Annotated in this window: 13 protein-coding genes; 9 read left to right on the top strand and 4 right to left on the bottom strand. The window is 61.9% G+C overall.

Annotated features, from left to right (window positions below):
* Entirely contained in the window at positions 1–927 is a 927-nt protein-coding gene (locus IHQ71_RS09425) for a pseudouridine-5'-phosphate glycosidase (protein ID WP_258161712.1), read from the top strand.
* On the opposite strand, the gene cckA is transcribed toward IHQ71_RS09425, so the two are convergent.
* Positions 924–3,506, bottom strand: coding sequence for a cell cycle histidine kinase CckA (gene cckA, locus IHQ71_RS09420; protein ID WP_258161711.1), 2,583 nt, complete (start codon positions 3,504–3,506; stop codon positions 924–926). The genes IHQ71_RS09425 and cckA overlap by 4 nt on opposite strands.
* A gap of 287 nt (positions 3,507–3,793) precedes the next feature.
* Between cckA and IHQ71_RS09415 the strand changes: the two genes are divergently transcribed.
* Complete coding sequence (locus tag IHQ71_RS09415) at positions 3,794–5,245, top strand: flagellar biosynthetic protein FliO (protein ID WP_258161710.1); 1,452 nt, start codon at positions 3,794–3,796, stop codon at positions 5,243–5,245.
* A gap of 66 nt (positions 5,246–5,311) precedes the next feature.
* Entirely contained in the window at positions 5,312–6,226 is a 915-nt protein-coding gene (locus IHQ71_RS09410; protein ID WP_258161709.1) for a PfkB family carbohydrate kinase, read from the top strand.
* Here IHQ71_RS09410 and IHQ71_RS09405 read toward each other — a convergent pair whose 3' ends face one another.
* Positions 6,227–6,655, bottom strand: coding sequence for a CoA-binding protein (locus tag IHQ71_RS09405; protein ID WP_258161708.1), 429 nt, complete (start codon positions 6,653–6,655; stop codon positions 6,227–6,229). It lies immediately after the preceding gene.
* A gap of 103 nt (positions 6,656–6,758) precedes the next feature.
* On the opposite strand from IHQ71_RS09405, the gene IHQ71_RS09400 reads away from it, so the two are divergent.
* A complete protein-coding gene (locus IHQ71_RS09400) occupies positions 6,759–7,046 on the top strand; it encodes a hypothetical protein (protein ID WP_258161707.1) in 288 nt (95 codons plus the stop codon).
* 13 nt (positions 7,047–7,059) lie between these two features.
* Here IHQ71_RS09400 and IHQ71_RS09395 read toward each other — a convergent pair whose 3' ends face one another.
* Positions 7,060–7,491: a VOC family protein gene (locus tag IHQ71_RS09395; RefSeq protein ID WP_258161706.1), complete on the bottom strand. Its 432-nt coding sequence runs from the start codon at positions 7,489–7,491 to the stop codon at positions 7,060–7,062.
* A 297-nt stretch (positions 7,492–7,788) separates the two neighbouring features.
* Between IHQ71_RS09395 and IHQ71_RS09390 the strand changes: the two genes are divergently transcribed.
* Positions 7,789–8,625 carry a DMT family transporter gene (locus tag IHQ71_RS09390; protein WP_258161705.1) on the top strand — a complete coding sequence of 279 codons (837 nt, stop codon included), beginning with the start codon at positions 7,789–7,791 and terminating at the stop codon, positions 8,623–8,625.
* A 33-nt stretch (positions 8,626–8,658) separates the two neighbouring features.
* Positions 8,659–9,090 carry a PaaI family thioesterase gene (locus IHQ71_RS09385; RefSeq protein WP_258161704.1) on the top strand — a complete coding sequence of 144 codons (432 nt, stop codon included), beginning with the start codon at positions 8,659–8,661 and terminating at the stop codon, positions 9,088–9,090.
* A 55-nt stretch (positions 9,091–9,145) separates the two neighbouring features.
* Here IHQ71_RS09385 and IHQ71_RS09380 read toward each other — a convergent pair whose 3' ends face one another.
* On the bottom strand, positions 9,146–9,478 hold the full coding sequence (locus tag IHQ71_RS09380) for a hypothetical protein (protein WP_258161703.1): 333 nt from the start codon (positions 9,476–9,478) through the stop codon (positions 9,146–9,148).
* A gap of 350 nt (positions 9,479–9,828) precedes the next feature.
* On the opposite strand from IHQ71_RS09380, the gene rplM reads away from it, so the two are divergent.
* The 3 genes from rplM (at position 9,829) to speB (ending at position 11,865) form a co-directional block, all read left to right on the top strand.
* Entirely contained in the window at positions 9,829–10,293 is a 465-nt protein-coding gene (rplM, locus tag IHQ71_RS09375; protein WP_258161702.1) for a 50S ribosomal protein L13, read from the top strand.
* A gap of 2 nt (positions 10,294–10,295) precedes the next feature.
* Entirely contained in the window at positions 10,296–10,763 is a 468-nt protein-coding gene (gene rpsI, locus IHQ71_RS09370; RefSeq protein WP_258161701.1) for a 30S ribosomal protein S9, read from the top strand.
* Positions 10,764–10,914: 151 nt separating this feature from the next.
* Entirely contained in the window at positions 10,915–11,865 is a 951-nt protein-coding gene (gene speB, locus IHQ71_RS09365; RefSeq protein WP_258161700.1) for an agmatinase, read from the top strand.
* The last annotated feature ends 30 nt before the right edge of the window (positions 11,866–11,895 follow it).

Genomic DNA, 11,895 nt, shown 5'->3' with positions numbered 1-11,895 from the left:
ATGACCGACACGCACGCCCTCCCCGTTTCCTATTCGTCCGAAGTGGCCACGGCCAAGGCCAATGGCGTGCCCGTCGTGGCGCTCGAATCCACCATCATCACCCACGGCATGCCCTATCCCGGCAACCTTGAAATGGCCCAGAGCGTCGAGGCGATCATCCGCGCGGAAGGCGCGGTGCCCGCAACGATCGCCGTGATCAACGGCAACCTGCATATCGGGCTGGAACCATCCGAACTCGAAGCGCTGGCCAGGACATCCGACGCGATGAAGCTGTCACGCGCCGATCTCGCCTTCGCCATTTCCGAAGGCCGGACCGGGGCGACCACGGTCGCGGCAACGATGATCGCCGCGGCACGTGCGGGCATCCATGTCTTCGCCACCGGCGGCATCGGCGGCGTCCACCGCAAGGCGGAGGAGAGTTTCGACATATCGGCCGACCTCGAGGAACTGTCGCGGACACCGGTGATCGTCGTCTGCGCCGGCGCCAAGGCGATCCTCGACGTGCCGAAGACGCTGGAAGTGCTGGAGACCAAGGGTGTCCCCGTCGTCACGCTGGGCCAAGACGATTTCCCCGCCTTCTGGTCGCGCAGTTCCGGGCTCAAGAGCCCGCTCCGGCTCGACAGCGCCGACCGCATCGCCGCGTTCCAGCATATGCGCGAAGCGCTAGGCATCGCCGGCGGCATGCTGATCGGCAATCCGGTGCCGGAGAAGGATGAGATTCCGGCAGTCGAGATGGAAGGCTACATCCGACAGGCGCTCACGAATGCAGGGGAAAAAGGCATCACGGGCAAGGCGGTGACGCCGTTCCTGCTTTCGGATATCTATTACCTGACCGAGGGCCGCAGCCTTTCGACCAACATCTCGCTGGTCGAGAACAATGCCCGGCTGGCGGCGAATATATCAGTGGCGCTGGCGAAGACCGCCTAGGAATCCAGCATCTCCCGCACTGTCGTCGCCAGTTGCTTGAGCGAGAACGGCTTCGGCAGGAAGCCGAAATTCGAGCCCTCCGGCAGGTTGCGGGCGAAGGCATCCTCCGCGAAGCCCGAGACGAAGATGAATTTCAGGTCCGGCCAGCGCTTGCGGATCTCGCCGAGCAGTGTCGGGCCGTCCATCTCGGGCATCACGACGTCGGAGACGACCACATCGACCTTGCCGTCGAGTTCTTCCAGGATATCGAGCGCCTCGACGCCGGAGCCGGCCTCGTGGACGGTATAGCCACGCGTTTCCAGCATGCGCTTGCCGCCGCGCCGCACCGCTTCTTCATCCTCGACGAGCAGCACGACGGCGGAATTGCCGGTGAGGTCGAGATCGACATCCGCCGCCTTGCTCCTGGCTGCCTCGGCGACCGCCGCCATCTCGCTCTCCGGCTGCTCGACCGGAATGTGGCGCGGCAGGAAGATGTGGAACACCGTACCCTTGCCGAGTTCGGATTCCGGAATCACATAACCGCCGGACTGCTTGATGATGCCGTAGACCATTGACAGTCCGAGCCCGGTACCCTTGCCCACTTCCTTGGTGGTGAAGAAGGGCTCGAAGATCTTGTCCATGATCTCGGGCGCAATGCCGGTGCCGGTGTCGGAGACATCGACGAGCACGAAATCCTCGGCAGCCAGCCCGCGATGGCCCATCCGGCCGGCTTCTTCGGCGGTGACATTGCGGGTGCTGATGGTCAGCGTGCCGCCCTCAGGCATGGCGTCGCGGGCATTGACCGAGAGGTTCACCATGACCTGCTCGAATTGCGAGAGATCGGTCTTCACCGGCCAGAGATCGCGGCCGTAATCGACCTCCAGCTTCACCTTGGTGCCCGACAGCATGCGGGCCACCAGCATGCGCAGATCGCCGATCGCATCGGTGAGGTTGATGACGGCAGGCCGGAGCGTCTGCTTGCGGGAGAAGGCCAGCAGCTGGCGCACCAGCACGGCGGCGCGATTGGCGTTGCGCTTGATCTCCATGAGATCGGCAAAGCTCGAATCCGATTGCCGGGCCTGAAGCAACAAGTGGTCCGAAGACAGGAGAATCGCGGTCAACACATTGTTGAAGTCGTGCGCGATGCCGCCGGCCAGCGTGCCTACGGCGTTCATCTTCTGCGTCTGCGCCATCTGGTTTTCCAGCGCCTTCTGCTGGGTGGTCTCGACGGCATAGACGATCGCCGCCTCCTCGGGCGCCTCGCCCGACTGGTCGATCACGGCATTGACGTAGAAGCGGAAGGCGCGCGCCTCGTCGGCGGGATGGCGCGAATCGACGGGCTCGATATCGACCTTCCGGTCCTTGGCAGCAGCGAGCGCCTCGCCGAGGCGGGCGCGGTCGGCTTCGTGGACGACGACGCTGAGGTCGCCGGTCCCATCGTCATTCGAGACAAGACCGGAAAACAGCTTCATGAATTGGGTATTGGTGCGGAGGATATGCCCTTCCCCATCCACCGAGGCAATCGCCATCGGCGTGTTGTTGAAGAAACGGTTGAAGCGCTGGGCGGCGGAGGAATCATCGTTGGCGGCCGTTTCGTCGCGCTGGCGCTTGAGCACGATGGTGCGGCTTTCGCCCGGCGCGCCGTCTTTCATGGCCGAGACGCGATGGACGATCCGGACCGGCAGGCTCTGGCCGCCAACCTTGCGGAAATCGAGATCGAGCGTTTCGGTACGGGTCTGGCCGGGTTCGGGCTGAATGGTCTCCATGCGGGTCAGGCCTTCGCCGGCCGCGATATCGCGGATGCCGAGCGAACCGGGCTGGAACTGCGTTAGATCGATGCCCAGCCATTCGGCCAACGTCGCGTTGACATAGAAGATCTCGCCCTTGCGCCCGGCCGAGAAGAAGCCGGCCGGCGCATGGTCGAGATAATCGATCGCGTTCTGGAGCTCGCGGAAGAAGCGCTCCTGGTCGTCGCGCTCGGCGGAAATATCCGAAATCTGCCAGAGGAAGATCGGCCCACCGCCCTCATCCTCGAGCTTCAGCGGCCGTGCCTTCAGCCGATACCACCACGCCTGCTGCGGTCCGCCCTCGGGATGGCCGAGCGGATGAGCGAGACGGAATTCCTCATAGCCGGATTTGCCTTCCATCAGGCCGTTGGTCAGCCGGTAGACCGCCTCGGTCGTCTCGCGGTTTTTCGACAACAGCGTTTCCAGCGTCAGGATGGCAGCGGGGTTTTCCGCGCCGGTGAGCCTGGCGTAGGCGGCGTTGGCGTAGATCAGCCGGCCCTTCCGGTCGGTGACGACGGTGCCGTCGGGATGGGTATCGAGAAAGGCGCGCGGAATGCGGTCGGTGCGGTTCTGCGGCATGATCTCGACAAAACCGATGACCGCCGAAACGACGAAGAATATGCCGGCCATGGCCAGCACGCCGAGAATGCCGAGCACGAGTTCGTTTTCCATCTGGTCGCGGAACCAGACGAAGGCCGCCGCCGTCGCCAGCAGCACCAGCGCGAGCAGAACCAGGCGCAGAACCATACCGGGCCTGTGGGCGTTCTCGACCACAGGCATCTGATAGTCGCCCGCCGGTTTCAGATTTGTCATCGATACCTCAATTACAGCGAGACGAACGGTCCCGCGACTCAATCCTTATCAATTCGGGGGCCGGGCAAAAAGCGGCATCGCCATCTATTCACCGCTTTGGCTGGCAAAAACGGCCATGCAGCAAGCCTCGCACAACTCCGTCCCCGGTTTCGGGTGGCTGGTGGCCCAAAACCGCTTGCCAAGCCCGAAAAAAGCCGTCTATGACCAATAGGACTGGCTGATCCGATAAGGATTCAGTTATTTTGGAGGCAGCCGCTCAAAGCTTATAGAACGTTGCCGGAAAGGATATGACCATGCTCGACGGATTGACCCCCGACCTGGCACCTCGGCTTGTTCTCGCGATCGGCGGCGTCGGTGTCGCCTTCATCGTGCTGATCTTCGTGCTGTTGTTTCTCAAGCGGCGGAACTCTCCCCTGTTCATCAAGGGCGGCAAGGCGCGCGAGCCACGTCTGATGATTCTCGATGCGGCCGCCGTCGATCCGAAGCGCCGCCTGGTGCTGATCCGCCGCGACGACGTCGAGCACCTGATCATGATCGGCGGCCCAACCGATATCGTCATCGAGACCGGCATCGCCGACCGCGAGCCGGTGGCGGCGAACAAGGCCGAATTCGCCGTTCGGGATCTGCCAGTCGCGGTAAAAGCGATCGCCGCAAGTGTCTCGGAACCGGTCAGCGAGCCGAAACTGACGCCCGTGGCCACGCCCGAGCGGAGGCCTGAGCCTGCGCCGCAGCCGGTGATGCGTCCGGCCGAGCGCCCCGTGTCGGTACAGGCCGAGGCCAGGCCGGTTATCCCGGAGGCAAAGCCCGTTTTGCCCGAGATCAAGCCGGTTGTTCCAGAGGCCAGGCCTGTCGTGGCGGAAGCGGGATTCGCGCAACCCGAAATCAAGCTGGCGCCGGTCCAATCCGTGGTGCCGCTAGAGGCCCTTCCCGGCCGGAACCAGGAACAGGCCGACAGAAATGTCTCCGCCATGGGTTCGATGCTCTATGACGAGGATCGCGAGCCGATGACAGGCATCAAGCCCGGCGCGCAGACGACGACGGCTTTTCAGCCGATCGAGCGGCCGGTGGTGCAGCAGCAGGAGCCTACTGAGACATCTTTCGCCGGGCCCTCGCCGATCCTGCGGCCAAGCCAGTCGTTCGGCCAACAGGGCGCCGCCCAGCCCTCGGTCGCGACACCAGTCGAGACGCGTCAGGAGCCAGCGGCGCGCGTGATAACGGCCGATGCGGCCGAGAGCGCGCTGGATCAGGCACGGGCGCGGATGCTCGGCACACAGCCCGCTATTACTACTTCGGATCAATCGACGACGGATGCCGATCAGGCAAAGGCGATCGCCGCCCGATTGGAGGCCGCTAGAAGCGACGCGATGCGCCGCGTGCACTCCGCCCAGCCCGCGAGCCAGTACAATGTGCCGCCCGTCGCTCAGCCATTTGCGCGGACCGTCACGCCTCCCGCCTCGCCGATCGTTGACGATGCGGCGTCAGTGGCTTCGCGTGATGCCACCCCGAGCGATTTCGAAAAACTGCTCGAAGCCGAACTGGATGCCAGCGGCATATTCGGCAACGCCAGCGCGCCGCAGCAAGTAAAGGCGGAGACGCGCGAAGCGGCAAATTTCACCGGCAATGCGACGGCGCCCGTCGTGCGGACCACGCCTCCGATCACCGGCGCCACGCCGGATCTTTCCTCGGAGGAAGAGGTCGCGCGCCTTCTCGGCGAAATCGCGGTCAACAGGAAGTCGTAGACGCTTTCTGGCGATTTACTTTAGGCGCCAAGTGCCCTAACCCTTCTCCCAGGAGAGGGAAATCGCATGACAAAGCACGTATTGGTAGCCGGATCGCTGCATCACGACCTTGTCGTCAATGTCGAGAAATTCCCGATTGCCGACGAATACCTGCCGGGTCATTCGCTCCGTTACATCCCGGGCGGCAAGGGCGGCAACCAGGCCATAGCCTCGGCGCGCAACGGTGTCGTGACGTGGTTCGCGGGCCGTATCGGTGACGATGAAGCCGGCCACATCATGGCTGCCAATCTCGAGGCAGCGGGTGTCGATATTTCAATGCTGCAGACCGGCGCCGGCGAGACGTCGGGCGCAAGTGTCGCAATCGTCAATCCATTCGGCGATTTCGGTGCCATCATCGTGAGCGGCGCCAACCTTTCCTTTGACGCCAATGCGGTAGCGATCCCGGCGGACACCGGCTATCTCGTGCTGCAGAACGAATTGCCCGCCGGCGCCAACGTCGCGCTGGCCCGTAAGGCGAAGGCTTCCGGTGCACTTGTCATGCTGAATGACTGTCCCATTCGGCCGGCGCATGAGGAACTGCTTTATCTCTCGGATATTCTCGTTCTCGGCCAGGCCGAAGGCGAAGCCATGGCCGGCCGTTCTTTCTCCAGCCCCAAAGTGGCCCTCGAAGCCATCATACCGTTGGCCGACAAGGTGCCACGCGTCGCGATCATGCTCGGCGCGGGCGGATTGGTGCATATGGAGCGCGGTGGGCGTCCGGAATATCACCCCGCGATGAAGGGCAAGCCTGAATCGATGCACGGGGCGATGGATTTCTTCGTCGGCGCGCTGGCGAGCCAGATGGCTTCGGGATCGGAGTTCGAGGCCGCGGTTCATTATGGCCAGGCGGCCGCGTCGGTCTTCATGTCGACCCCGGTCGAACGCCGTGACCTTATCCGCGCCACACAGGTTCGCGCGCGGCTCGGCGAGGATGATCGCTGATCATCCCACCACGCGCGGATATTCGATCGCAGGGCAGCGGTCCATGATCACCGTCAAGCCCGCTTGCTCGGCCTTTGCCGCTGCCGCATCGTCGCGCACCGTCAACTGGCCCCAGATCACCTTCGGCGGCTTCTTCATCGCCAGAACCTCGTCCACGACTGCGGAAAGCTGGTCGGCGGCGCGGAAAATCTCGACCATGTCGACATCCTCCTCGATGTCGGCCAGAGAGGCATAGACCTTCTGGCCCTGGATTTCCTTGCCGGCATGCCCCGGATTGATCGGGATCACACGATAGCCCTTGCCGAGCAAAAAACGCATGACGCCATAGCTCGGGCGCGCCGGATTCGGAGACGCGCCGATCACGGCGATATTTTTAGTTGTTTTCAAAATGTCGCGGATCAGGTTACGATCATAGTTGTCGTGGTCCATGCGTGCCTCTCATGATGGCTGGCGACGAAGGCCGCGGATCGCGGCGAATGACATAAGGAAGTTGGGAGGACGATGGGGGATGTCAAGGTTGCTGGCGATACTGATGGCAATGATCGCATTCTCATCCGCCGATGCCACTTCCCGCTATTCCGCGATGCAGCTGACCTGCGGCGAGATCAAATCGATCATCCGAAATGAGGGTGCCGCGATCTTTCGTTATCCCTCGCCGCGCCGAAAGGGATTCACCCTCTACGACCGCTATGTGCGCAACGAGCAATATTGCAGCTCGCATCAATCGACCGAGAAAGTCTACATTCCCTCCGCCAATGCCGATCAGTGCCTGGTCCAGCGTTGCGTGACGCGCTCCTGCATGGGCGGCGCTTGTTACTAAGACGCGCGGCTTCTCACGCTTCCAGGACGACATGTCCTTCGGCATTGAGTGGGAAGAACGGGTTATAGGCAATCTCCCAGAGATGGCCGTCCGGATCGGCGAAATAGCCGGAATAGCCGCCCCAGAAGACCTTTTCCGGTTTCTTGACTTCAATGGCGCCACAGGAGAGCGCGAACTTGAAGACCGCATCGACGCCGCGCTCGCTGGTGACGTTATGGGCAAGCGTTATGCCGGAAAATCCCTTCGGCGTATTCTCGACATGGGCATCGTGCGCCAGCGCCTCGCGCGAGAATAACCCGAGCACGGTGCCTTTCAACTGGATGAAGGTGACGGAATCCTGGCTGGCAGAGGATTTCTTCCAACCGAGCCTTTCATAGAATTCGGTCGCGCGGGCCACATCCTCGACCCCTAAAGTTACCAATGAGATTCTGGGGTCGAGCGACATATGCAGTCTCCGTGTTCTATCTTCGTACGCATGATGTACATGATTCATACCCGACGCTTCAATAACATCAATCGCAAAGATCAAGGCTTTTCATCTGAGAGAACAAAATGGCAACAATGGGGCTCGCCCGATAGTTGAAGCGCTCCCTCCCCGGGCGAAAACCGTAAAAGGCCGCCGCGATTGCGTAAAGAGACCTGCTTTTTACGCTTTTCGCTTTGATTTTTGACGCCCGTTCTGTTGAAGCTGCGCGGTCTTCTCATGTCCGGCCCACGCCGGCCCCTCCCGCGGCTGGTCCCGATGCCCTTCGATGTCGTCCTACTTGTTCTTCTCGGCGCCTGCCTGCATGCGACATGGAATGCGCTGGTCAAGTCCGGATCCGACAAGCAGCTCGATTCGACCATGGTGGCGCTCGGCGCGTCGGTCGTGTCAATCTGCGCCCTGCCCTTCGTGCCGCTGCCGCATATCGCGGCATGGCCCTATATCCTCGCCTCGGTCTGCATACATTTTGCCTATTACCAGCTCGTCGGCGCCGCCTATAAACACGGCGATATCGGGCTGGTCTATCCGCTCATGCGCGGTGCCGCGCCGTTGCTCGTGACATTCTCCACCTGGCTGCTGCTTGGTGAAACGCTGAAGCCGACGATGTATCTCGGCATTTTCACGATCTCCGCCGGCGTGCTGGCGCTCGCTTTCGAAGCGCGCGGCGGCAGCGGCCAGGCGATCGCCGTTGCCTTGATCAACGCAGTCGTCATATCGCTTTATACATTCGTGGATGGTCGAGGCGCCCATATCGCCGGCGATCCGATCGCCTACACGCTGTGGATCTGCATATTGCCGCCGATCCCGCTCTTCGCCTATGCCTTTGCGACGCGCGGCACGCGGCCGGTTCTCGCGCATGTCGGCAAGAGCTGGAAACGCGGGCTGTTCGGCGGCGCCGGCTCGGTCGCGTCCTACGGACTCGCACTTTATGCCATGACCAAGGCGCCGATCGCGGCCGTCGCGGCGCTTCGCGAGACTTCGATCTTCTTCGCACTGCTGATTTCGGTCTTCATTTTGAAGGAGAAGGCGAGCCCCTGGCGCTATGTGGCGGGCGGCATCATCGCCGCCGGCGCCCTGGTGATGAAGCTGGGCTAGCCGCAGGCCGATGATCTGGTTTATGAGATATCCATGACCCCCATCCTCACCGCCGAACAGATCGACGAGTTCCTCACACGCGAATTCCCGCAGATCATGGCGGCCGGGCATGCCTATAAATGCGTCGATGTCGCGCCGGGCACGGCGACGCTGCGGTTCTGGCCCACCGAGGCGCATCTCAGGCCGGGCGGCACGGTATCGGGACCCTCGATCTTCGCGCTTGCGGACGTGGCGGCCTATGTCGCGCTGCTCGCCCATATCGGGCCGGTAGCGCTGGCGCTGACCACCAATCTCAACATCAATTTTCTCAACCGGCCAGAGCCGGTGCCGTTGGATGGCGTTTGCCGCATTCTCAAGCTCGGCCGCTCGCTGGCGGTGATGGAAGTGTCCGTCGAGCGCGTCGATACGCGCCAGATCATCGCCCATGCGACGACCACTTATTCGATCCCGCCGGCCAAAATCTAGAATGAAAATCCGGCGGGTTTGATGCCCGCCGGATCCCAGGACGAAGCCTGAGACTTCAGTTCGTGAGCTTCATCGAGGAGCATTCGGCGATCGACTTGCTGCCCATCTGGAAGGCAGAATCCCAGGTCACCGTCACCTGCTTGGGGCAGGAATTGTAGCTCTTGTTGACCAGGATCACGTTGTTCTGTGCAGCGCCGGCCTTGATCAGCACCGACTTGATCCCTTTGGCGCTGCTGATCTTGCAGCTGACATTGTTGGGGATGGTGCAATTCATGCCTGCCGCGCGCGTAGTGCTTGCGGCCTTCATCTGTGCGGCGCCGGCGAGACCGGCCACGGAGAGGATTGCGATCGAGGTTGCCATGATGGCAACATTGCTTTTCTTGAACATTTCCAACTTCTCTTTCTTGTGTTTGCGGGTCAGCGACCGGCATGTTGTTTGTTGGCCGAGGTCGGCCAGGTTTGCTGTCCCACATTGCAAGAAACCGTCTGAAGCCAAGTCACCAAAAAAATACGGTATCTTATTACCTCACATCTACGTCGTTGTTTTTGCGAAGTTATTTGTTTATATCCCGGAAATCCTGCGCTTGACGTTTCCCGGGTAACAGCCTATAAGCCGCGACAGAAATGCCGCCCTCCGGGGTGGCTTTCTTTTTGGGCGCTCAGGCGACCCAATCCAAGCAACAAGAAACGCCCCTTTGCCGGTCCGCCGGTTGCGGGGATCAGATGAGAGACAACATCATGTCCACCTTCGTACAGAAGCCGGCGGAAGTTGAGAAGAAATGGATCCTGATCGATGCCGAAGGCCTCGTGGTCGGACGCCTTGCTTCCATTATCGCCAACCGCCTTCGCGGCAAGCATAAGCCGACCTTTACCCCGCATGTCGACGACGGCGACAACGTCATCGTTATCAATGCCGACAAGGTCGTCTTCACCGGCAAGAAATTCACCGACAAGAAGTTCTACTGGCACACCGGCTATCCGGGCGGCATCAAGGAGCGCACCATGCGCCAGACGCTCGAAGGCCGTTTCCCCGAGCGCGTGCTCGAGAAGGCCGTTGAACGTATGGTTCCGCGCGGCCCGCTCGGCCGTCGCCAGATGAAGAACCTCAAGGTCTATTCCGGCGCAACCCATCCGCATGAAGCCCAGCAGCCCGTCGCCTTCGACGTTGCCACGCTCAATGCCAAGAACATCAAGCGAGGCTGATTATGGCTGATCTTTCTTCCCTCAAGGACCTCGGCACACAGGTCGAAACCTCCGCTCCGGTTCACGTTCGCAAGGTCGACAATTTCGGCCGTTCCTATGCGACCGGCAAGCGCAAGGATGCGGTTGCCCGCGTCTGGGTCAAGGCCGGCTCCGGCAAGATCGTTGTCAATGGCAAGGACTATTCGGCTTACTTCGCCCGTCCGGTGCTGCAGATGATCCTGCGCCAGCCGATGGTTGCCGCTGCCCGTGACAGCCAGTACGACATCATCGCCACGGTTGCCGGCGGCGGTCTGTCCGGCCAGGCCGGTGCGGTTCGCCACGGCATTTCCAAGGCCATGACCTACTTCGAGCCCGCGCTGCGCGGCGTTCTGAAGAAGGGTGGCTTCCTGACCCGCGACAGCCGCGTGGTCGAGCGCAAGAAGTACGGCCGTGCGAAGGCACGTCGTTCGTTCCAGTTCTCGAAGCGTTAATCGCTTCAGGATATCAGGATTTTGGAAGGCCGGGGAAACCCGGCCTTTCTGCTTTTGTGGAGCAGCTGACTCTTAATCAGCGGTTCATCCATGCTTTGACGGATGAACTGGCAGCCTCTAGCCTGTGATCAAGATCGACAGGACCAGAATCATGCCATCACGCACCACCGACAACGCCTTCACCGCCAAAGCCATCAAGGGCGCCGCCACCGACCCGACCTATGCCGGGGCACTGTCCTTCATGCGGCGGAAATACACCAAGAACCTGTCTGATGTGGATGCCGTCGTCTGGGGCATTCCCTTCGATGCGGCGGTCTCGAACCGGCCCGGCACCCGCTTCGGGCCACGTGCCATCCGCGAGGCGTCGGCGATTTTCGACAACGATCCGCAATATCCCTTCCATCGCGACCTGTTCGAGGATTTCGCTGTCATCGATTATGGCGACTGCCTGTTCGACTATGGCGACCATCCGAAGATCCCCGGTGCGATCGAGAAGGAAGCGGCCAAGATCATCAAGTCCGGCGCCTTCCTGCTGACGCTCGGTGGCGACCACTTCGTGACCTGGCCGGTGCTGAAGGCGCATGCCGCCAAGCACGGTCCATTGGCGCTGGTGCATTTCGATGCGCATCAGGACACGTGGTTCGATGACGGCAAGCGTATCGACCATGGCTCCTTCGTGGGCCGTGCCGCGCGCGACGGGGTGATCGACACGAGCCATTCGATCCAGATCGGCATCCGCACACATGCGCCCGAGGATTGCGGCATCCGTTTGGTCTATGGCCACGAGGTCGAGGACATGACGGCGGCGGCGATCGCCGAGACGATCCTCGGCCATGTCGGCGACCGGCCCTGCTACGTCACCTTCGATATCGATTGCCTCGATCCGGCCTATGCGCCGGGTACCGGCACGCCGGTCGCGGGCGGGCCCTCGTCGGCCAAGATGCTGTCGGTGCTGCAGAAGCTCGGCGGCCTCGATATCCGCGGCGGCGATGTGGTCGAGGTATCACCGCCCTATGACCATGCCGGCATCACCGCGATCGCCGGTGCGACCGTGGCGATGTATCTGCTGGCACTCCGGGGCGAGAAGGTCGCGGGCGGCTGACAAAGAGATTCAAGCGGATCAGAAAATGAG

It is taken from the genome of Rhizobium sp. TH2, from assembly GCF_024707525.1.
GTDB lineage: Bacteria > Pseudomonadota > Alphaproteobacteria > Rhizobiales > Rhizobiaceae > Rhizobium_E.
This window is presented reverse-complemented; position numbering and strand designations above follow the sequence as displayed.